The sequence below is a fragment of the Pedobacter sp. MR2016-24 genome (assembly GCF_026239655.1).
Taxonomy (GTDB): domain Bacteria; phylum Bacteroidota; class Bacteroidia; order Sphingobacteriales; family Sphingobacteriaceae; genus Pedobacter.
Genome location: NZ_JAPIVO010000003.1, coordinates 88,088 through 109,297 on the forward strand (window position 1 = coordinate 88,088; position 21,210 = coordinate 109,297).

Here is a 21,210-nt window from a genome sequence, read left to right on the forward strand (position 1 = left end):
ATTTCTTAGGAAAAGGGAAACGAATATAACTATCCTGCTATCAATTATTTTATATTATTTATCTTTTTGATCAGCTCCACTTCATCAGCTTTATAGGGCGTACCATCCTTGTGAAATATATCATGGAACCATTCCTTTGGTTCTGCTCCGTTAGGAAGAGGGGTGTCCCAGGCATATTTGGTATTTGATTTACCGTCGACTAAACCCCAGTTGATTGCACCAATGTTCTCCTTTTTCAACATCGGAAGGATGTTTTCAAACCGGCTATTCCTGGTTCTGGCCATATACTCTGTACAAATCATTGGTCGCCCGTGAGATTTTAACAGATCAATAGTTCTTTGATGCCATTGCGGTTCCTCATAATCATGATAAGTGATTACATCAGAATTCAGCGCCTGAAAAGCGTTCAGTTCTTCATAATCCCATGCCCAGATGCCCGCACTGATCGGCTGTGAAGGATCTACCGCTCTTGCCCAGCTAAAAACACTTTTCAGCAAGGGCAAAGAACTTGTCAGTTTGCCTGAATTGCCCGGTTCATTGTATAAATCCCATAACAAAATGCGCTGATCGTTTTTGAAATGTGTCAGTACATCCTTAACATATTTTTCCAGTGCCGGAAAGTTGGCCTCCTCCTTGGAATTCGGATCACCCGGATCCTGCAGCCAGCCGGAATTATGGATACCAGGTTTTGGCGCCGGCTGTTTGCCAATTTTGCCCTGCTTGTTCCAGCAGTCGTCAAAAAACACGAAGATCGTTTTGATATGGTGTTTGTCGGCAATGGCCAGGTATTTATCCATCCTGTTTTTGAAACCTTTCTGGTCCTGCAGCCAGGCCAGACTATGTAAATACACCCGCATGGTGTTGAAGCCAATTCCTTCTGCCCAGCCCAATTCCTTGTCTATCGTAGCCGTATCAAAAGTAGCAGCCTGCCACATTTCCAGCTGATTAATTGCCGTGCTTGGCAAAAAATCAGCGCCTGTCATCCAGGCTTGTTTTTTGTACCATTCGTTTGCTTTTTCTATTGACCACACCTTAGCGGGAGTTGCGTTTTGCGCGTGAACCGCTGTAGAAAATAATAAGCCCAGCAGCAGCACATAATTAAAATACGTCTTTTTCATTTGATTCTAGTTAAATATAATTAGTTTTTCTTTGATGGGAGGGATAACCTTTGATCAGTTTTTACTGGTAAACCAAAATTTGGTGTTCCATCCTGATTCCAGGAAAATCTCTGTGCCCGGGGTGAGCGGAATCCGCCACAACCCTGACCAGGCGCTGAATTTGCATGATATAAAATCCAATCTTCTTTGCCATCCGGAGATTTAAAGAACGAGTTATGCCCGGGGGCGTAAACGCCATTTTCTGGCGATTGCTTAAAGACAGGCTGTTTGTTCTTTACCCATGATTTTTGTGCCAATAGGTTATCACCTTTTAAGGTCAGCATACCCAGTGCATAAAAATCCGTCCAGCAGCCACTTGCAGAATAAATCAAAAAAACTTTGTCCTTATTCATTAAGATCTGCGGACCTTCATTTACATCTACATGCGGTGGGTTATTCGGATCATTTAAATCGCCGTGTTTTTCCCAGTCAAACAGCGGGCTTGATATTTTATAGCGCTTTCCGCTGATGGTCCATGGATTTTTCATCTTCGCAATGAATATTTCCTGCCTGCGGTTTACATCACCTTCCCAGCCCGCCCAAATCATATACAATTGGTTTTTATAGCGAAAAACTGAACCATCAATGGCCCATTTATCTGTCGCATCTCCAACCTTTCCTTTGAAGACCCAATTTCCCTGCATCGGGTCTTTATTTGCATTTTCCAGCACATACATCCGGTGGGTACTGTTATTGCCATTATCAGCCGCAAAATAAACATACCATTTCCCATTGATGGTATGTATTTCCGGCGCCCATAGTTCTTTTGACCAGGCTTTGCCACCGGGTGGGATAAATATGGTTTTCCGTTCTGCTGTTTTTAACTCTGCCAGGTTCTTCGTTTTCCATAGTACCAGACTATCCTGAATGGTATGCATGTAATAATAGTAACCATCCTTATAAATACTCCAGGGATCTGCTCCGGAAGGCAAAAGAGGATTGCTAAAAGTTTGTGCTTTACCTGAACCTGCGAACACAAAAGTAAGTAGCAGGACTATTTTAAAAAACTTCAAATTTTTAATCATATTATAAATCTCCTGATGGTTTAGTGATTTGTAATCCTGCGGCAACAGGTGTTCCGAGGTCAGGGCTGCCATCAGCCTTGAAGCCGAATTTTTGCATCCTGATATTTCTCCGGTCTGCACAACCCTGATTGGTGCCGGAATTTGCATGGTAAATGATCCAGTTCTCTTTGCCATCAGGCGATTTAAAAAATGAATTGTGACCTGGTCCGTATGCATTATTTTGAGGGTTTTTGCTGAAGATAGGGTCAGCTGCTTTTGTCCAGTCCGCTTTCACCAAAGGATTGCCGCCTTCTTTTAAGTTCAGCATTCCCAGGCCATAGTCGTCTGTACCACAGAAACTGGCCGAATACACTAAGAAAGTTTTACTTCCATTAGCAATCACTTCAGGACCTTCGTTTACGCCAAAACCATTTTTCTCCCAGTTAAACTCTGGTGTACTCAGCATTGTCGCTGTCGCTTCCAGAGTATATGGATTGGTCATTTTTGAGATATAGATATTTTGGGTGAGGTTAATATTTGTTTTATCCGGGCGACCGCACCAAACGAAGTACCTGTTTCCATTGTATTCCATCACTGTGCCGTCAATTGCCCAGAAGTCTGCCCCGGCACTGGATATCTTACCTTTTTCTACCCAGGTGCCCGTCATCGGATCGGCACTGCTGTTCTCCAAAACCCAGGTACGCTGGTTGATATCATTACCATCACCGGCAGTATAATAGATGTACCATTTTCCATCAATAAAGAACATTTCCGGTGCCCATACATTGCTGGAATTCGCAGTTCCCGGAGACGGAGTGTAAACAGTTTTGGGAGTGGCAGCAGCAAGTTTCGACATCGACTTAGTGGACCATAAATTAATGCTGGTCCCATTGGTCTGCATATAATAATAAGTTCCGTCCTTCTGGAATACCGAAGGATCAGCCCCGTTCATCAGTGGATTGCTGAACGTAGGGCTTGAAGGAATTGTGGTGTCAATGGGAGGGAAGTATGGTTTACCGCAGGACAACAATACGGTGATACCCGTGCTGACCGCGAGAGTGGCAATGAATATCGATTTTCTGAGTACTGAATTAGTCTTCATAATTTATAAGTATAAAAAGGGAGATGATGGAAATAGCTGTCATCTCCCTGCATGGATTAATAGTTTGGATTTTGTCTTAAGTTTGGATTTAAATCAATATCGCGCTGCGGGATAGGATATAACTCATGTTTACCAACAACGAAGTTTGCAAAATCCGCATCCCTGTTCGCCAGCGCTTTACTCAGGTCGCCCCATCTCAACAAATCTGCCCAGCGCCAGCCTTCGCCCGCTAATTCGGTCAGACGTTCGTGTTTCAACTGTGTTAGAAATGCTGCCTGAGATAAACCTGGTTTGGCAAGGGTTAAAGTTGCCAGGCCTGCTCTTTGTCTTACCCTGTCAACCAAAGGATAAGCCTCTGCTGTTCTGCCCAGCCCATTTAAACATTCTGCATACATCAACAATACATCTGCATAACGGATCAGCCGATAGTTATTTGGTGATCTGAAACCCTCCTCATTTTTCCAGTGGTCATTCAACAGCTTTCTAAACCATACACCATTTGCATTTGGTCCATCGCCATACCTGTTTGCAAACGTTTGCCCATACACCATTGTAGCAGTGGGGCCCGCCGGATCGGCATTGTTAAAAATGAAAGAGGCTGCCAGTCTCGGATCCTGTGCTCCGCCCACTGTAGTTTCCTGTAAAAACTCGTCAACTACCCATCTTCTTGCCGCACCATCACTGAAGCCTACACCCGGAGGCGCAAAAAATTGAGAGATTGAAGTGCCTGAATTGCTTACCCTGCTTTCATCCACATCGTCATCAGTACTTTCGGCAGGATTTTCACTAAACTGCACCTCAAATACCGATTCCTCATTATTTTCTCTCGTAATGATGAAGTTATCACGATAATTGGTGGTCAGTTTGTAGATGCCATTACCCGGACCTGTCACTAACCAGCTGAATGCATCCAGCGCTTGCTGATACTGTTTTTGCTGAAGGTAAGTTTTACCCAGAAGTGCATAACAGGCACCTTTGGTCGCCCTTCCTAAATCATTGCCCGTGTAAGCCACAGGCAAATCTATCAGTGCTTCATTTAAATCTTTAGCCACCTGTGCGTAAGCCTCTGCCGTTGTTGCATTTGGCGGGGTATCCAGCGGCTGCGAAGGCTGAAGCATTAATGGTGGATTACCAAAATATAAAGTCAGATTGAAGTAATACAATGCCCTTAAAAATTTGGCTTCTGCAATAAGTCTGCTTTTCAGCGCAGCATCCATCTCAATTTTCGGCACATTTGCAATCACCTGATTGGCTCTGGATACACCTACGTACAATGTTTCCCAGGTTAACGATGTTAATCCGTCATTATAATCTGTTTGGTTGAAGCGCATCAGGTTATTAAGGCCGCCGTCTCCTCCAGAACCGAAACCTTCATCAGATTTCAAAATACCATGGTAAAACATCCACCGCGAATACAGCGATGCTGTACGGTGGAATGTGCTATAAATTGCATTGACTCCCTTTACGGCATCATCAGATGTTTTCCAAAAACTAGCGATGGTCGGACTATTAGGGTTGACAGCATCGAAATCCCGCTTACATGCTGATACAACGACAAAGCCAAGTAAAATTGTAATAATATATCTTTTCATATTTTGATGATTAAAAACCTACACTTAGACCAAATGAAATAATACGTGAGGCTGGATAATTGCCATTGTCTACCCCCGGTTCGAGGTTTACATTGGCGCCAACCACATCGGGATCCAGTCCTTTATATTTGGTGATGGTGAATAAATTTTGTGCACTTACATATACACGCGCATTGCCAACGCTCGCTTTTGATAACCATTTGGAAGGCAGGCTGTAGCCCAGTTCCACATTTCTTAACCTTAAAAACGAACCATCCTCTATCCATCTGTCGCTGTCTCCCCTGGCATTGGAATTAATCCCTCTGTCAGGAGAAGATAAATAGCCCAGTCTTGGAAATTCAGTGTCTGTGTTTGTGGGTGTCCAGGGATTGATTTCCTTTCTGTAATTGGCATCCCCGTAACTATCTAATTCGCGCAACACATCATTATATAGTTTTTGTCCGAATGACCCATACAACTGAACAGAAAGGGTTACATTATTGTAGCTCGAATTGAACTGCAGTCCTGTGGTGAATTTAGGGAAAGGCGATCCTGCATAAGTTCTGTCGAACTCATTGATATCGTCGTTCGTACCTCTGTCAGACAGGTTCTTGTACCTGATGTCTCCTGGTTTTGCATAAGCTGCCTGTGCCTTATGTGCGTCAATCTCTGCCTGATTCTGGAAAATTCCGTCAGTTGTCAGCACATAATATTCACCTATGGAACGACCAACCTGCGTTCTGGTGTTTCCGGATTGAATATAAGTCCGCTGTAATCCTGTGGCGAGATCAACGCCCAGATTACCCAACTCCAGCACCTTGTTTCTGATCACGCTCAGGTTTGCCGCAACATCCCATTTAAACTTGCCGCTCGCAGCAGGTTTATAACCTAAAGCAATTTCAAAACCTTTGTTCTCTATTGATCCGATGTTCACGATAGGGTCACCCTGCAGATTGCCGAGGTACTGCGGTAGGGGTTGTCCAACCAATACATCGCTGGATACAGACCTGAATACATCAATTGCAGCCGTGAAGCGATTATTGAACATTGCAGCATCCAGACCGATGTTGGTTACTTTTTTCTTTTCCCATCTCAGGTCTTCAAATGCAAGCTTGGCTTGTGTGGCACCGGCATATACCTGCTGACCAGGTCCGAAAACGGCCAATGGTGCCTGGTTTAAGAAGCCTGTAAACTGATAAGCCGCCAAAGTGTTTACACCCAATACGCCATATGAACCACGAAGTTTTAAATCTGAAATCCAATCAACTTTGAAAAAATCCTCCTTAGAAATTCTCCATCCTAATGCCGCCGAAGGGAAATACCCTGTTCTGTACTTAGGAGAGAAGCGGGAATCCTTATCCGCCCTGAAAGTAAAAGTTGCCAGGTATTTATCATTATAAGTATAATTTACACGGCCCAGATAAGAGTTTAATAAAAATCTGGTGAGGCTTCCTGACGAAGATCTGTCTCCGCTGATGCCACTGGTCGAGTTGAGTGTAGTGAAATAATTACCCCCAAACTGAGCTAATTTCAATCCGCTACCCAGGGTATTGTCAATCTGCGTGGTTTGTTCCGTATAACCCACCACTCCATTGATACTGTGTTTATTAAAGGTACGGTTGAAGTTCACCGTATGTTCCAGCAGATAATTCAGAAACTGGTTACGGTTATCCGTCAGCCTGCTAAAATCAGGCGATTGACCCTGGTACCATGATCCGTCCCTTCTGATTGATTTATTCTTATCGAAGCTTGTTTCCAGACCCACATTGAACTTATAATTTAAGCCTTCAATGATCTTAAAGTCAACAAACGCATTACCGATGATCTTAGCATAGTTCGACTTTGACGAAGTGATATTAGCTATGGCCACCTGATTACGGGAAAATGTATTGATATTTCCATTTTGTCCATAACCCCATCCACCCGGATTACCGGCACTGATCAGGCTGTTGCTTTGCACCGGGATTATCGGAGCACTGGTCCACATGTCATACCATGGATTGCCTTCAGCAAAACCACCCTGGAAAGGTGCCTGTGCAGTTGAAGAAGATATCGCAATGTTTTCCCCAAATTTAAATCGTCCTTTTGTGGCTTCTGTGTTGATCCGCATAGAGAAGCGTTCGAAGCTTCTGCCAATCAAAGTTCCCTCGTCCCTGAAATATCCTGCGGAAACCAGGTAATTAGAGTTATTTCCACCACCGGAGATGCTGGCATTATAATCCTGTACAGATCCTGTTCTGAGTAATTCATCGCCCCAGTTGGTATCTACACTACCGTTATAGCCAACAACTCCCGGCTGCATCGCCAGACCTGAGGCGAGATAAGCACGCGCATTGGTTGCTGCATATTCAGGACCATTCATCATTTCATACCTTTTGGGTATGGTGGCAATACTGTATCTGGAACTTGCTGAGATCTTGGCAGGACCTGATTTTCCTTTTCTCGTGGTGATGATCACCACACCGTTACCCGCTCTGGATCCGTAAATTGCTGCTGCGGACGCATCTTTCAACACCTGAATGCTCTCGATGTCATTCGGGCTTACTGTAGTATTGGGATCAGCAAACATACCATCTATCACATATAATGGATTGGCATTCCCAAAAGTAGCCAGTCCCCGGATATTCACTACCGCTTCCTGTCCCGGAGCACCACCATTTCTGACCGTCACACCAGGTGTCTGGCCTTGTAAGGCTTCTGGTAATGATCTCGCAACTAATCTGTCCGTATTGGTGGTGTTGATCAGGCCTGTTGCACCAGTCAAATCCCGTCTGCGAACAGTCTGGTAACCAATTACCACCACTTCGTTCAGTGCGGTGTTCGACTCTTCCAATGTTACATTAATGACAGTTGTGCCATTTACGGCCGATTCTTTAGTGGTGAAACCTATAATGGTAAATATTAGGGTAGCGTTTTCCGGAGCGGAAATACTGTACCTCCCGTCTACGTTGGTCGTGACAACTTTGGTCGTTCCTTTAATACTTACGGAAACACCCGGAAGGGTTTCTCCCGTGGCAGATTTGACAACACCGGTCACTACAATGTCGGCTTGTTGCCGGTAATGTTTAAGGGTTTTGTTTTCGGTAGCGCGCCCATCATATGCCGGCAGGATGAAGGCTAATACGAGCGGCATAAATAGGAATTTCTTCAAATTTATGACGCGATGAATCCGAATTACACAGAGTAAAATTTCTTGTTTCATAATTGATTTACATTTGGTTGGTTAGAATAAATAGTAAAAGTGTACGCCGGGGAATAGCGTATGGAGACGTTTAGGTTACCCTTTTCATGTTTCTTTTTTGTTTAATGTCTGGTTAGTTCCTGCCATCACATTGCTGTTAATGGTTAAGGCAAATTTGGCTAAATCAATGCAGCCCGGATATAAAAATTGAAGCTAAAACTGTAAGAATTGTGGACATGCGTAAAATCGTTGATTGATACAATGGTTGATTGCCAGTGTTTTAATAAAATCGCAACACCAGGCAGCACTGATAGTTTTAAATAGGGAATAAAATATATGGTGATTTGAATTGACGGTTTAATTGCAGTAGGTGCTTAAATAAATAGGAGGTATAATTCTTTTTTCTGCTTTAGCGAAGGAATGTTTACATAGCAAATGGTCTGGGTTATTTTCGTTGATGATGAATAAATCTGGTTGTATATTTTAATCGACATTCTTATATTTAAAGCATTAACAAAGGGCTATTAGTATGAAATATAACCTAATCTTATTATTCATGTTGTCATCAATTCATTCATGGGCGCAGACAATTTGTCGAACTGATATTATGAATAATGAAAAGATTATTTCCGCAGACAGAACTCAACAGTTCATTAGCTATAACTTTTCCGATCTTTGGCTCAAGACGAATAATGAACTTGTTTACGGAATAATCGGCGATGAACATCAAAGGATCTTAATCAAAATCTTAACGGCTCTTAAGAACCCCAATAATCCAAAGGAATATCTAATAACAGGCAAATCTAGTGTGAAGGAAAATGTTTGTACCTTTAAAGGGAAGATTACAATTGGCAATATAAAAGAATCCAAAAGAAACAATTTTGGTATAAATGACGAATTTAAAGGCGAGTCAAAAACTCAGGGAATTTTAACTGCCAAATATGAGTTTTTTGAGGATAAAAACGAAAAACATGCCGGTACCTTTTACGGCGTAGTCAAGACAAAGTGGTATCTGGATAACAGCAATATAATAGTCTATGATGATATAGATATTACTTCGGATGGTTATTTTAATAACGCCTTTGTAGGATTATGGAAGATATATGAAGGAAAGGTTATTAAAAAATGTAACTGGGCAGATTACCGTGTTCCAAGCTCAAATTGTGACTTTGATATCGGTGCTGAACATTTTAATGTCTCGAAAAAATACTGGAGGAATGGTTGGTTGGATGTTGCTTTAAAAAATAAAATGCAAGATCCTGTAATTATTGAGAATAAAGGAGCCGCAATTAATTTTTGGTGGTTATAGCTTGATGTTTAAGTAAGGGATCTAAATTTCTCCAATGATTACCAAAAGATTTTGGGCTGAACGGTGATCATCATCTGTATTTGCAAGCTTCAAAAAGGCACGTGCCATGTGAATAGATTTTTCGACTATTTCTCCATCTAAATAGATTTTAGCCAAGAAATAGTTTGCCTCGTCGATGTCGTATTGGCAATTTGCTGCTGTCGGTACATCATTTGAGATATTATTTAATAGTTCAAATGACATACCGACATTCTTTTCTGTTCCAATACCAAAATAATAGCAAATGGTTAAAGACAATGAACAAGAATTATCAAGGCGCGGTGCAACCTGATAAAGCTCAAATGCTTTTTTACAATCTTGCTGATCTCTATACAGCGTAGCCAGATTATTTGCAGCTAAACCCTGACCATTATTAATTCCTTTTTTATAAAGTTCAATTGCTAATTCTAAATTTGTTTACAATAAATTCCTTCACTTAAAAAATCAGCGAGGCGTATAATCGCGTCAGTATTTCCATTTACGCAAGCCTTATGATACCACTTAAATGCCATTGTATGATTTTCTTCAACAATCTTATTTTCCTTTATGACTAGTCCAAAATCAAAATTGTTAGCGACTTCATATTGGGCCGTATTGACCCCATTGTCAGCAAGCTCTAATAATTCGATCCAATCGTTGTAAATAGTCAATTGTTTATTCATAAGTTTCAGTTACCAGGTGAAGAATATTATTTTAACAACCGTCGCCAGCCACAATAATAAATACAAATAAACTAAGACTGTACTTAACAAGTATTTACTGCTATAAATAATTGTGATCCCGATTATTGGCAAACCTATTAATACTCCTGCTGAGTAAGCGTTGCTGTTCATAATCATAAACATGGGAATCCGTAGTTGGACTAATAGAAACATGAATATACTTAAGCTGCCGTAGGCGAAGAATAATCCTATCACGTGAAGTATTAAAATTATCAATTTATGCTTAGATGGCATTTTAATCCCGGTGTATTTAATTTTTTGAATTTGAAGATTATACCAAACTTAAGTTGAATGGAAAAGAATGTATTGTACTACTTTATAAATTTGATGGTTCTCAAAGATATATAAGTAATCAATATCTAAGTGTTAAAATGATATATAAAGCTATACTTCGAGACTGGTTAGGTGTAGAACGAAACGAATACCAGCATAATACTTAGAAAATACTAGAAATAATTGATGATATAATGCTCTGATGAGTATCTTTTATTATTACTGCTCTATTCGTTTTATTTGATGGAAAATCAAAGCATTCTATCAGAATCTGATAGAAGCAAATTGCAGAATTTACGACGCTCCATTTAATTTAGTTGTGTTAATTAATTATTAAAAATAAAGCCATCCGTTTATGAATGGCTTTATTGTGAGTAAGGTTTAATTCCATTTCTGCTTTATGGAAGCGGAGTACCATATCCCTTGCTGACGTTCAAATCCCGTATGGTATTATACAATTCAACCATTGATCCGTTTTGCATTATCCAGTCCATCACGATCTGCAGCATTTCTTCTGCATCACTTATGTAACCCATGCGACCATCGGCTCCACGAATTCCTTTTTTATTAATCCGCTTGCCCCGCGTCAAAAAAGTATTCTTTTCTTCGTAGATATATTTTCTCGATGTCTCATGTAGCTTTCCTTTCGGCAGATTAATAATTAGTAACCGCTGTATCCCTTTGTAATATAGATCAAACTTATGTTCCGGATTTTCAGTATTTAGATTACTGAAGTCTTTAATTTCCGGCTGCGTCTTGGTTTCACCCTCATTTGTAAATACAATCTGCTCGCCCTTAACTTCATCAGTTCTGGCTAATATTCTGAGTTTTTCTTCTTCCTTGGCTAGTTCTGCCTTAGACTTTTTGCCGGTATTCTTGTCTTTTTTTGCCATATCTAGATATTGAAAACAAATTCATTTAAATATTTAACGGTGTCATCGATACTCTCCTTATCAAAAGTATTGACGTTGAGTTCGTGAAGAGCCTTCTTCACGTCGGGTTGATGGTTATAGTATTTTGCCCAATAACTTCCTTTTCCCTCCGCTTCACTGTCGTAACAATAGTAGGTATAGACTAATGAAGGGTGAACCTGATTTTTTTTAGCGAATTGCTCTACTACCACAGGGCTGTCGATGTAAGCTCTTATGTATTTGACTTTTTCTTTGCCAAACAGGTATTCTCTGGAAAAGTCATTTGCCTGGTCTTCCTGTAAAAGGAATAAATCCGGCTCTCCTGTCAGGTGAAAGATTTGTTTCTCAATTTCTTCCATGTCATACAATACATGGTATAGCTCATGCATGAGTGCAAACCAGATGCTGGCATAACGCTGGTTGAGGTCAGTAAGTACTATACTTGGTTTTCCGTTGATCACAAAAGTAGCTCCCCGTACCTGGGTAGTAGGTAAGTGTGGTTGGTAAATTACGGTTACTCCAGCGTTGAATAAAGCTTGGCTAACAACTTTTAGGCCTGATTCTACATTCATCGTGTAAGGCCTAATCTTGGGGATCAGGTCAACTAGTGCCGTACGGTTAAAGGGGTTTGGGTTGTTTATCTTTTCAAAATGTGAATATGCGGAGCGTACCCAGAATTTTTTCATCAAAAGGTTGGCGCTCCTTTTTGTTTTACTGAAGGCCGGTATATAAATTTTTGTCGCATATTGGTAAATTGAGTTAAACCCGAAATAATTGACGATCCTTTTTTCAATTTCATCAAAATCACTCTTTGATTTGATGAAACCGGATTTATAAAGATTTTTTACATCAAAATTTGAAACAATAAAGCTTTTTCTTTTTGCATCTTCCAATTCGCCAACGATATCATGTGGGGCTTCTTTGAGGAAGATCTTGAATAAGGTATCTGTATTCAATCCTAGAAACTGTCCTAGTTTGAGCAAACTCACAACATCTACTCTTTTTGCAGATCTATCCAATATGCCTTCAAGTGTTCTTTTTTGCATAGACAATAATTTCTCTGCTTGGTTAGTTGTCAATCCGTATTGCTGAAGTTTGGTCTCGAAAATTGCTTTTAAACTGTCTGTTGACTCAGTCCATGGATCGGCCGGATTCAGTAGTTTATAAAATTCATTAATAAAACCTTGATCGCTCATATATGTATAATTACAGAGCAAATATAGTAACTAAAGAGCGTATTAAATAAATGTTATGTAATTTTACATAACATTTATTGACGGCAGATTGGGGTATATAGATGTAAAAGATGCCTTATTTTATAATGCTTCAAATAATAATCTAAACATAATTATGAATAATTTGAAATTCCATCAATGGGTGCATACGTTTCCGGGGATTTAGTGAACGATACAGATTAGTATCAAAAAAAAACCTGCAATCTTACGTTTGCAGGTTTTTCATTGTTTCTTTGATGAAACCAGCGGAGAGTGGGGGATTCGAACCCGCGGACCCTGTTACAAGTCAACAGTTTTCAAGACTGCCGCAATCGACCACTCTGCCAACTCTCCGCGACAAAAGTACAATTAAAGTGCATTCCTGCAAAGCCGGATTCAGAGAAATCGCTTAAAACACTCATTATGAAGGAGATTTTTTTATTTGATACCTTATTAAGCAGCTCATAGATCGCATAATGTTTGAATTTTACAATGAATGGTTTGATTGCTGTAATTATATTACGCCCGATACGTTTAAATTTGTGATCTTATATCACAAAGCCATCCTTAATTTCATTGCCATGAAAAAGACAGAAACATTGGAGAATTTTTATCAGCAGAAGTTTGATGCAGTCCCGGAAAATCTGGCGGACGGTGTAGGCCACTTTAACGTATTCCGTTTAGAAGATTGTGCACAGCCCGGCGCACAGCCAATAGCTTATAGCCGCCGGGACTATTATAAAACCTGTCTGATCCGTGGTAATCACCTGTATCATTATGCTGATAAAACACTGGAGGTGAATGGAACAACGCTTATCTTTTTCAATCCCAACGTACCTTATACTTTTCAAACGCTCTCAGGAGAGAGCTCTGGTTATTTCTGCATCTTTACAGAATCATTTTTCACTGAAAAGATTCGTGGTAGCCTGAATGAGCTACCTATGTTCAGCCCGGGCGGAAAGCCTGCTTTCGTACTGAATGACCAGCAGGAAGGAGCTGTTTCCGGCATATTTGAAAAAATGCTGGAAGAAATCAATGGAGACTATGCCTTTAAATATGATCTGCTGAGAAATTATGTAACAGAACTTACACATTATGCATTAAAATCTCAACCCTCAGAAAACCTTTATCAGCACCCTGATGCAAAATCACGTATCACTGCTGTATTTACTGAATTGCTGGAGAGACAGTTCCCGATTGAAACACCATCGCAGCGCTTCTCCATGCGTTCTGCTAAAGATTTCGCAGACAAACTGGCCGTCCACGTTAACCACCTGAACAGATCTGTCAGAGAAACGACCGGAAAAACCACTACACACCTGATCTCAGAGCGTTTGGTGACAGAAGCAAAGTCTTTACTGAAGCATACAGACTGGAACGTTTCGGAGATCGGATATTGCCTGGGTTTTGAAGAAGCCGCTCATTTCAATAATTTTTTCAAAAAGCAAACATCAATTACTCCAGGCTATTTCAGGAATGTTTGAATTTAGCAATCATACGCTTGAATGTTGTAATTTAAAGGGTATCCACTGCGCGTAAATTTGTCCTATAAATTCAAACAAATATGGACAAGCAACAAAAAGTATGGTATATCACGGGTGCCTCTAAAGGCCTGGGATTAAGTTTAGTAAAACAATTATTAACGGCAGGACACAAAGTCGCTGCAACTTCAAGAAACATTGATGAGCTGAAAAAAGCAGTAGGAGAGGATCTGCCGAACTTTCTTCCTTTAGCTGTAAACCTTAAAGATGAAACCAGTGTGAAAGCTTCTGTCGATGCTACAGTAGCTTCATTTGGTCAACTGGATGTTGTAGTCAATAATGCCGGTTATGGTTTGGTTGGAAGTCTCGAGGAACTGAGCGACAAAGAATCGAGAGAAAACTTTGAAGTGAATGTTTTCGGTGCATTAAATGTAATCAGAACAACAATGCCTTACCTGAGAGCACAGCAATCAGGACACATCTTCAATATTGCCTCAGTGGGGGGATTCTTTGGCGATTTTCCGGGTTTCGGTATCTATTGCGCCACGAAATTTGCGGTCGTGGGACTATCAGAATCACTCGCTGCGGAAGTTAAAGAATTTGGCATTAAGGTAACGGTAGTGCAGCCAGGGTATTTCAGAACCAGCTTCCTGACCAACGGATCGCTTGGCGTACCTGAAAATCCTATCACTGCCTACGCTGCTGTAAGAGCATCACAAAATGCACATCAGGAAGGTATCAATGGAAATCAGCAGGGCGACCCTGAAAAAGCGGCAGCTGTACTGATCAAAGTAGCTGATGCTGAAAATCCGCCTGTACATTTATTCTTAGGTCAGGATGCCTATGATCTGGCCGATCAGAAAATACTGACTGTGCAACAGGATATGGATGCATGGGAAAATCTGGCAACCTCAACAGCTTTTGAGCAGGTAAATGCTTAAATCAGATAAGGGTCCGTGTGTTGAGCAGGGCATGCGGGCCTTATCTTTAATTATTATAAATTATTTTGCATTTTATTTGTAGCAAGTCTAAATAATGCTAATATTTGCATTATAATCTATATCAATACATGCAAAACATAGCTACCGCACCTTTAGTTGATTTCGTAGAAGTTTTTCAGACCGTTAATGGTGCTGTATTTCAATCTGACAGAGAAAATTGCTGGTATGTAGATTTTGCAGGTAAAATGGCACGTTTTGATTACCGTTGCATGATGAAGCTGAGAAAGGCGGTTTACCATATAGATATCGAAGCATTGTTGTTAAGTTCAGAATTAACGCCTGATCTTGAAATTGTTTTTATCTGCGCCTGCGATCATTGTTATGTATTAACATTGTTAGAAATTATAGCCTTTAAAGAGCTGCTTGAAGGCACTTTTGTCATGCTCGAACTGAACCGCATACTGCACGACAGGGTATATCGTCTTAGCGCATAATCCTTTCTTTAGATTTAGAATCTTTCCATATTTCTGCTTAATTCTTGTATATTAATTTATAGCACTACTTTTGTTATAGATAAATCGACAATAATTTAATATCAAGCATATGAAAGATATCATTCGCGTAAAGTGTTTACTCTCTACAGAGGTTGAAGCGCTTTTGAATCAACAAATAAAAAAAGAAGCTCAATCATCATCTGCTTATTTAGCAATGGCATCATGGTGTAATCAAAACGGTTATGATTTCTCATCTGACTATTTTTTCCTTCAGGCTGAAGAAGAGAGAATGCACCAGATGAAAATCTATAAATACGTATTGGATATGGGCGGTTCTGCTATATCTCCTGAAGTAACAAACATCAAAATTGAATATAACTCATTCAAAGAAGTTTTTGAAGAAGCATTGGATCAGGAGATCAGTGTAACTCAATCTTTGAAAAATATTGCGGCTAATTGCTACAAAGAGCAGGATTTTGTAACTATCGAATTCCTTAACTGGTTCTTCAAAGAACAACGTGAAGAAGAATACAAAGCAAGACGTGCGCTGGAGCTATTCGAAGTTATCGGCGAAGAAGGTACAGGAAGATGGCAGATCGACAAAAACGTTGGTAAAATCGTTTACAACAGCGAAGCTTAACCGACACCAAACACACCAATTATATCGGCAGGATGTTAGTAATAACATCCTGTTTTTTTATATCAGAATATTTCTCAGCCGCCAGGATCAGTCAGACAATTTTCGTTTCTGCACTATGTCTATAATTTTGATTCATAGGAATTGATGAATGATCGTGATAACTCGGTTGTAAAATAAGAACAGCCCGATAAGATGAATATCGGGCTGCCGCTGTATAAGTATAAATTGATAGGAACTATTTCTGTTCCTGTACTTTTTCTTTTTCCTTCGCTTCTGCTTTAGCTTTTTTCCTGAAGAATCCTCTGAGCAGGAAATTATGTTGCAAGGCTTCCATATTCTCATCAAGCTTTTTGGTACTCGATTCCAGATTGGTTACTGTACTTTTTAATCTTGCACCGGTCTCTTCATCATTCAACAATACGCCTACGGCATTTTTATCTGAATTCAGTTTGTTACTGGTCGCGTTCAGGTTATTGGTCATCTGTGCTGCAGAAGAAGCAGTCTGTTTCAAACTGTTTACGGCTGATTTCAGATTGGCAAAAACCGCGGTATCAGTCAGTAACTCATTGGCGAGTGTACCTTTGTTATTCAGCTTATTGGTATATTGAGACACAGCAGCTGTGACCCTCGCAGTACTTGCTGAAGCATTTTCAAGGTTAATCGTCATCTGACGTAAACGGTTGGCCATCAGTGAATCTGTAAGCACCGCCCCTAAAGCACCTTTACCATGCAGCATGCCTGTACTGACTTCTTTAAAGTCTGTTGTAATGGCCAGAATGTTTTTGTTGTTCTCCTGCAAAGTTTTCATGATATCCTCTGGTGCCAAAGCTGCAGCGATAGCTAAACGGTCGCCATCTTCAACAACAGGAGCATCGGCTGTTCCGCCCAGAATCTCAATCATCTTATTACCGATAAAACCCTCAGAGCTCAGTTTAGCCATTGAATTTTTGTGGATATATTTCTGTGAAGCCTCTTCGATATGCATGGTCACTTCCACCTGTGCATTGCCATAAAAGGCAATTTTGCTCACTGTTCCGATTTTTACTCCTGAAAAGAAGACATTGTTACCTGCTTGTATTCCATTTACATTGTTGAAAATAGCTTTTAAAGTGATACTGCTGACAAAACGTTTTTGTTTTCCGCCAAGGGTAAGTACACCTGCTATGAAAATGACAATTCCTATAAAGATGAATAACCCTACTATGATTGACCTTTTGTTTTCTGAAGCGCTCATTTATTGTGTGAAATTATAGTTGTAAAAAGATTGAACACGTGCATCGTCACTTGCAAATACCTCATCAAAGGTACCTTGTATAGCAAACTGACCATCTAATAACATAGCAATTCTGTCGCCAGTTTCCTTTGCACAGGTTAAATCATGTGTAATAATAATAGATGTTGTTTTATATTTTTCCTGGACCTCATTGATCAGGCTATTGATTTCAATGCAGGTGATAGGATCCAGGCCGGCGGTGGGCTCATCATAAAGCATGATTTCTGGCCTTAAGATCAGGGTTCTAGCGATACCTATACGTTTACGTTGTCCGCCTGACAGTTCTGAAGGCATCTGCTCGATAGTCTGTGATAATCCCACGGCATCTAGTACACTTTCCACTTCATCATTGATCTGACTGCGCTTCAGGTTTCTCGAATTTCTGACTAAAGGAAATTCCAGGTTCTGGCGAACAGTCATACTATCATATAAGGCACTGTTCTGAAAAGAGAAACCTACTTTCAGGCGTAATGCCATCAGCTCCCTGGATTTCAGCAGCGCTACTTCTTCTCCGAGCACATTTACCTGACCTTCATCGGGCAGGAGCAGGCCTGAAATGATTTTGATCAGTACAGATTTACCGGTACCTGAACGTCCTAAGACCACCAGGTTCTCACCCTGATACACATCCAGATCCACACCGCGAAGAATATGGAGATCACCAAATGCCTTCTGCAATCCACGGATAGAGATGACCGAGTTATTTTTATCTATTGCTTTCTTAGTTTTTAACATATCAATTAGCGGAAAGCATTAACAATAGCTACAATTACGATTTCTTCTACAAAGATCAGGAACATGGCGGCAACAACAGCTGCATTGGCTGCCTTACCCACACCTTCAGTCCCTTTGGAAGAATTATATCCGCAGTAACAACCCACCACACCAATGGTAAAGCCGAATACGGTAGATTTAAAGGAAGTACTAAACAGATCCAGGAAACTCAAAGAATCAAATACCTGCGAAAAGAACATCGCAAAACTGGTTTGCTCATTACTGTGTACGCTTAAGAATGCACCCATCAGGGCCACAAAAGCAGTGTACATCACCAATAAAGGTATCATAAAGGTCGTAGCTAATATTCTGCTGACAACCAAATATTTAAAAGGGTTAGTGGCGGATACTTCCATGGCATCAATCTGCTCGGTTACTTTCATGGAGCCCAATTCTGCACCCATATTGGAACCTACCTTACCTGCGGCAATCAATGCGGTAACCAGAGGTGCCAATGCACGAACAATGGCAATGGAAATCAGGGAAGGTAACCAGGACGTCGCGCCGAAATTAGCCAGTGAAGGTCGGGATTGATTGGTAAAAACAACTCCTGTAATAAAACCGGTAAGGGAAATGAGGGGCAGCGACTTAAAACCTACTTCATAACACTGGTGGATGATCTCTTTAAATTCGTATGGTGGTAGAAAAACCTCTTTGAAAAAGCGAAGTACAAATTGATATACATGATAGACGGTGAAAAAAAAGTCATCCAGGGTCCTGGAGATAACATGTTTTGCCGGCGGGATATTCTGATTCTCTGTGTTAGGATCCATTCTTTTTTATTGATGCGGCCAAATATAATTTAAATCAGCAATTTTATTTGTTATATTATACCAAAGTAAAAAAAAGCGAAATTGTTTTTTTTATTCGCTGACTAAAACCACATATTGGTCAAATGTACTATTTAAGCGAAATAGAACATGTCCGCCTGACCTCATTATGACAAAAGTATGATGTGTGCTAAATGTATGCGGACAGTGCATTGTGCCTTCTGTTAAAAATGATAACTTTGAAGATCTATTTACCAAAATGATCTCCGAATGAAAGCGATATACAAATTGCAATTGATTGCTGCATTATTATTTATCCTGCATGGCAGTTCAGGCGCACAGCAGAAGCCCCCTTTTTATGACGACGTACAGGCAATTAAAGGATATGACAAAGTTTACAGTCCGCCTCAGCATCCTATTTTATTCATCGGCAGTTCTTCCATCCGTTTATGGGTAGATTTTGCGAAGACCTTCAATAAATATGTAGTGCTGAACAGGGGAATAGGTGGAGCCGTGACTAATGATACCGACCGCTACCTGGAGGATCTTGTTTTTCCTTACCAGCCAAAACAGGTGGTGATCTATGTAGGAGAGAACGATGTGATCAAGGCTAATGGCGGTGCAGAGATCTTTGAAGACTTCAAAAAACTCTATACACATCTGAGAACAGGATTGCCAAATACGCCGGTAATTTATATAGCGATCAAAGGCAGTCCTTCCAGAGCAGAACATTTACCAAAAGTAGTAGAGGCCAATGCCCTGATCAAAACCTATATTGAAACGGCAGACAACATTGTTTTTTTGGATGTATACCGTCCGATGTTAACCAAAAAAGGAAAAATGCGACCAGAGTTATTTAAAGAAGATATGTTACATATGAATGCGGATGGATATAAAATCTGGAACAAACTGCTAATCCCGCATTTGCTGAAGGATTAATTCCCCTGATTAAATTCTTTGTAATACATATGATAATGAAGCCCCGATTGTAGACCGCAACCGGGGCTTTTTCACATTAATTCGGGCGAAAGAAACCGGAGCTTCGTCGGTTATTTTGGCTTGCTCATCTATTTCTTTCCAAATAAGAACACAATTGTACCTATTTTGCCGTTTGGTAATCAGGTTTAATTTTCAAAGAATCTGTTAACATCATTAAAACGTATTAAAGTAAAAGATCAGCCAGCGGCGTAAATATGAAAACAACAATACATTTAGGTGTTCTGCTTGCAGGACTAACTCTTGCCTCATGTGGCAATAATCAGGATAAAGCTGCACAGGCTGGAGCTGCAGCTCAGGTGAAGGAATACAAAGTGCTCACACTGCAGCCCAGATCTGCCACACTGAACACAGATTATCCGGCAAGTATCCAGGGGCAACAGAATATAGAGATCAGGCCCCGCGTGCAGGGCTATATCGATAAAATATATGTCGATGAAGGTGCAGTAGTGAAAGCTGGTCAGCCTTTATTTAAAATCAGTGCGCCGGAATACGAACAGGAAGTAAGAACAGCTGCTGCGAGCATTAAAAGTGCACAGGCAGAAGTAAGTGCTGCAAAATTGGCGGTGAACAAAGTAAGACCACTGGTAGAAAAAGACATCGTCAGTAAATACGAACTGGAATCGGCACAGTATACCTATCAGTCTGCACTGGCAAGTTTGTCTCAGGCCAATGCCAGCCTGGTGAATGCCAAAACTAACCTGGGTTATACTACGGTGAAAAGTCCGGTAAATGGTGTGGTAGGATCTATTCCTTTCCGCCTGGGAAGTCTGGTGAGCGCAACAACCACAGATCCGATGACCACCGTATCGAGTATAGGTAATGTATTTGCGTATTTTGCAATCAATGAAAAATTACTGCTGAGCTTCACAAAGGATAGCAGCGGGACTTCATTCGCACAGAAAATAGCGAAACTGCCAAAGGTTTCCCTGTTATTGTCTGACGGCTCGCTGTATGCTGAGCAGGGCAGAATAGAAACGGTAAATGGTTTAATTAATACCGAAACCGGTTCCGCAAATATCAGGGCAGGTTTCCCTAATCCAAAGGGAATTATCCGAAGTGGTAGCAGCGCGACAGTAAGGATTCCGAACGACTTAAAGGATGTTTTACTGATCCCTCAAAGCGCAACTTTCGAATTACAGGATAAACGTTTTGCTGTGGTAGTCGGAAAAGACGGAAAGACAAAAAATGTAACCGTAACAGTCATGCAAAATACAGCGGGAAATTTCTTTGTCGTGGAGAGCGGATTAAAGGCGGGCGACCAGGTTGTGCTGGAAGGGGTGGCGACTTTGAAAGATGGTTCGCAGATCAAGGCAGCGCCGCAGGAGGCAGAGAGTGTTTACGCCGATTTAAAATAA

The 21,210-nt window shown here is 40.7% G+C and carries 19 protein-coding genes and 1 tRNA gene; 7 read left to right on the top strand and 13 right to left on the bottom strand.

From position 1 onward, the window contains the following. Nucleotides 1–44 precede the first annotated feature (44 nt). Genes OQX62_RS08120 through OQX62_RS08140 form a run of 5 tightly spaced genes read right to left on the bottom strand, consistent with a single transcriptional unit; the run spans nucleotide 45 to nucleotide 7,985 of the window. Nucleotides 45–1,118 (bottom strand): cellulase family glycosylhydrolase, encoded by a 1,074-nt coding sequence (locus OQX62_RS08120; protein ID WP_265830969.1) that lies wholly within the window; start codon nucleotides 1,116–1,118, stop codon nucleotides 45–47. 20 nt (nucleotides 1,119–1,138) lie between these two features. Continuing rightward, nucleotides 1,139–2,254, bottom strand: coding sequence for a glycoside hydrolase family 43 protein (locus OQX62_RS08125; protein WP_265831614.1), 1,116 nt, complete (start codon nucleotides 2,252–2,254; stop codon nucleotides 1,139–1,141). Next, a complete protein-coding gene (locus OQX62_RS08130; RefSeq protein WP_265830970.1) occupies nucleotides 2,184–3,263 on the bottom strand; it encodes a glycoside hydrolase family 43 protein in 1,080 nt (359 codons plus the stop codon). Before OQX62_RS08130 ends, OQX62_RS08125 begins: the two co-directional genes overlap by 71 nt. 56 nt (nucleotides 3,264–3,319) lie before the next feature. Next, complete coding sequence (locus tag OQX62_RS08135; RefSeq protein WP_265830971.1) at nucleotides 3,320–4,855, bottom strand: RagB/SusD family nutrient uptake outer membrane protein; 1,536 nt, start codon at nucleotides 4,853–4,855, stop codon at nucleotides 3,320–3,322. A 10-nt stretch (nucleotides 4,856–4,865) separates the two neighbouring features. After that, a complete protein-coding gene (locus OQX62_RS08140; RefSeq protein WP_265830972.1) occupies nucleotides 4,866–7,985 on the bottom strand; it encodes a SusC/RagA family TonB-linked outer membrane protein in 3,120 nt (1,039 codons plus the stop codon). 637 nt (nucleotides 7,986–8,622) lie between these two features. On the opposite strand from OQX62_RS08140, the gene OQX62_RS08145 reads away from it, so the two are divergent. Beyond that, nucleotides 8,623–9,324 carry a hypothetical protein gene (locus tag OQX62_RS08145; RefSeq protein WP_265830973.1) on the top strand — a complete coding sequence of 234 codons (702 nt, stop codon included), beginning with the start codon at nucleotides 8,623–8,625 and terminating at the stop codon, nucleotides 9,322–9,324. 21 nt (nucleotides 9,325–9,345) lie between these two features. On the opposite strand, the gene OQX62_RS08150 is transcribed toward OQX62_RS08145, so the two are convergent. The 5 genes from OQX62_RS08150 to OQX62_RS08170 form a co-directional block, all read right to left on the bottom strand. Continuing rightward, complete coding sequence (locus tag OQX62_RS08150; protein ID WP_265830974.1) at nucleotides 9,346–9,567, bottom strand: hypothetical protein; 222 nt, start codon at nucleotides 9,565–9,567, stop codon at nucleotides 9,346–9,348. A 203-nt stretch (nucleotides 9,568–9,770) separates the two neighbouring features. Then, nucleotides 9,771–10,025: a hypothetical protein gene (locus tag OQX62_RS08155; protein ID WP_265830975.1), complete on the bottom strand. Its 255-nt coding sequence runs from the start codon at nucleotides 10,023–10,025 to the stop codon at nucleotides 9,771–9,773. A gap of 731 nt (nucleotides 10,026–10,756) precedes the next feature. After that, nucleotides 10,757–11,251 carry a hypothetical protein gene (locus tag OQX62_RS08160; RefSeq protein ID WP_265830976.1) on the bottom strand — a complete coding sequence of 165 codons (495 nt, stop codon included), beginning with the start codon at nucleotides 11,249–11,251 and terminating at the stop codon, nucleotides 10,757–10,759. 2 nt (nucleotides 11,252–11,253) lie between these two features. Next, nucleotides 11,254–12,465: an ImmA/IrrE family metallo-endopeptidase gene (locus tag OQX62_RS08165; protein ID WP_265830977.1), complete on the bottom strand. Its 1,212-nt coding sequence runs from the start codon at nucleotides 12,463–12,465 to the stop codon at nucleotides 11,254–11,256. A gap of 285 nt (nucleotides 12,466–12,750) precedes the next feature. Then, nucleotides 12,751–12,837 (bottom strand) — tRNA-Ser (locus OQX62_RS08170). A 227-nt stretch (nucleotides 12,838–13,064) separates the two neighbouring features. On the opposite strand from OQX62_RS08170, the gene OQX62_RS08175 reads away from it, so the two are divergent. From OQX62_RS08175 to OQX62_RS08190, 4 genes are all read left to right on the top strand, one after another. Continuing rightward, nucleotides 13,065–13,967, top strand: a complete 903-nt coding sequence (locus OQX62_RS08175; RefSeq protein WP_265830978.1) for a helix-turn-helix domain-containing protein — start codon at nucleotides 13,065–13,067, stop codon at nucleotides 13,965–13,967. A gap of 80 nt (nucleotides 13,968–14,047) precedes the next feature. After that, nucleotides 14,048–14,905 carry an SDR family oxidoreductase gene (locus OQX62_RS08180; RefSeq protein ID WP_265830979.1) on the top strand — a complete coding sequence of 286 codons (858 nt, stop codon included), beginning with the start codon at nucleotides 14,048–14,050 and terminating at the stop codon, nucleotides 14,903–14,905. Between the two features lie 128 nt (nucleotides 14,906–15,033). After that, nucleotides 15,034–15,399 (top strand): hypothetical protein, encoded by a 366-nt coding sequence (locus OQX62_RS08185; RefSeq protein ID WP_265830980.1) that lies wholly within the window; start codon nucleotides 15,034–15,036, stop codon nucleotides 15,397–15,399. A 109-nt stretch (nucleotides 15,400–15,508) separates the two neighbouring features. Beyond that, nucleotides 15,509–16,039: a ferritin gene (locus tag OQX62_RS08190; RefSeq protein ID WP_265830981.1), complete on the top strand. Its 531-nt coding sequence runs from the start codon at nucleotides 15,509–15,511 to the stop codon at nucleotides 16,037–16,039. A gap of 235 nt (nucleotides 16,040–16,274) precedes the next feature. Here OQX62_RS08190 and OQX62_RS08195 read toward each other — a convergent pair whose 3' ends face one another. The 3 genes from OQX62_RS08195 to OQX62_RS08205 are packed head-to-tail and all read right to left on the bottom strand — an operon-like array spanning nucleotide 16,275 to nucleotide 18,859. Further along, entirely contained in the window at nucleotides 16,275–17,273 is a 999-nt protein-coding gene (locus OQX62_RS08195; protein WP_265830982.1) for an MlaD family protein, read from the bottom strand. Next, complete coding sequence (locus OQX62_RS08200; protein ID WP_265830983.1) at nucleotides 17,274–18,047, bottom strand: ABC transporter ATP-binding protein; 774 nt, start codon at nucleotides 18,045–18,047, stop codon at nucleotides 17,274–17,276. Between the two features lie 5 nt (nucleotides 18,048–18,052). After that, nucleotides 18,053–18,859 (bottom strand): MlaE family ABC transporter permease, encoded by an 807-nt coding sequence (locus OQX62_RS08205; protein WP_265830984.1) that lies wholly within the window; start codon nucleotides 18,857–18,859, stop codon nucleotides 18,053–18,055. Nucleotides 18,860–19,126: 267 nt separating this feature from the next. On the opposite strand from OQX62_RS08205, the gene OQX62_RS08210 reads away from it, so the two are divergent. After that, nucleotides 19,127–19,795: a GDSL-type esterase/lipase family protein gene (locus OQX62_RS08210; protein ID WP_265830985.1), complete on the top strand. Its 669-nt coding sequence runs from the start codon at nucleotides 19,127–19,129 to the stop codon at nucleotides 19,793–19,795. Between the two features lie 254 nt (nucleotides 19,796–20,049). Beyond that, nucleotides 20,050–21,210: an efflux RND transporter periplasmic adaptor subunit gene (locus tag OQX62_RS08215; protein ID WP_265830986.1), complete on the top strand. Its 1,161-nt coding sequence runs from the start codon at nucleotides 20,050–20,052 to the stop codon at nucleotides 21,208–21,210.

Coding starts and splice junctions, on each gene's coding strand:
- OQX62_RS08120 (WP_265830969.1), bottom strand. CDS start 1,118: ATGAAAAAGACGTATTTTAATTATGTGCTGCTGCTGGGCTTATTATTT.
- OQX62_RS08125 (WP_265831614.1), bottom strand. CDS start 2,254: ATGGCAGCCCTGACCTCGGAACACCTGTTGCCGCAGGATTACAAATCA.
- OQX62_RS08130 (WP_265830970.1), bottom strand. CDS start 3,263: ATGAAGACTAATTCAGTACTCAGAAAATCGATATTCATTGCCACTCTC.
- OQX62_RS08135 (WP_265830971.1), bottom strand. CDS start 4,855: ATGAAAAGATATATTATTACAATTTTACTTGGCTTTGTCGTTGTATCA.
- OQX62_RS08145 (WP_265830973.1), top strand. CDS start 8,623: ATGAATAATGAAAAGATTATTTCCGCAGACAGAACTCAACAGTTCATT.
- OQX62_RS08150 (WP_265830974.1), bottom strand. CDS start 9,567: ATGTCATTTGAACTATTAAATAATATCTCAAATGATGTACCGACAGCA.
- OQX62_RS08155 (WP_265830975.1), bottom strand. CDS start 10,025: ATGAATAAACAATTGACTATTTACAACGATTGGATCGAATTATTAGAG.
- OQX62_RS08160 (WP_265830976.1), bottom strand. CDS start 11,251: ATGGCAAAAAAAGACAAGAATACCGGCAAAAAGTCTAAGGCAGAACTA.
- OQX62_RS08165 (WP_265830977.1), bottom strand. CDS start 12,465: ATGAGCGATCAAGGTTTTATTAATGAATTTTATAAACTACTGAATCCG.
- OQX62_RS08175 (WP_265830978.1), top strand. CDS start 13,065: ATGAAAAAGACAGAAACATTGGAGAATTTTTATCAGCAGAAGTTTGAT.
- OQX62_RS08180 (WP_265830979.1), top strand. CDS start 14,048: ATGGACAAGCAACAAAAAGTATGGTATATCACGGGTGCCTCTAAAGGC.
- OQX62_RS08185 (WP_265830980.1), top strand. CDS start 15,034: ATGCAAAACATAGCTACCGCACCTTTAGTTGATTTCGTAGAAGTTTTT.
- OQX62_RS08190 (WP_265830981.1), top strand. CDS start 15,509: ATGAAAGATATCATTCGCGTAAAGTGTTTACTCTCTACAGAGGTTGAA.
- OQX62_RS08195 (WP_265830982.1), bottom strand. CDS start 17,273: ATGAGCGCTTCAGAAAACAAAAGGTCAATCATAGTAGGGTTATTCATC.
- OQX62_RS08200 (WP_265830983.1), bottom strand. CDS start 18,047: ATGTTAAAAACTAAGAAAGCAATAGATAAAAATAACTCGGTCATCTCT.
- OQX62_RS08205 (WP_265830984.1), bottom strand. CDS start 18,859: ATGGATCCTAACACAGAGAATCAGAATATCCCGCCGGCAAAACATGTT.
- OQX62_RS08210 (WP_265830985.1), top strand. CDS start 19,127: ATGAAAGCGATATACAAATTGCAATTGATTGCTGCATTATTATTTATC.
- OQX62_RS08215 (WP_265830986.1), top strand. CDS start 20,050: ATGAAAACAACAATACATTTAGGTGTTCTGCTTGCAGGACTAACTCTT.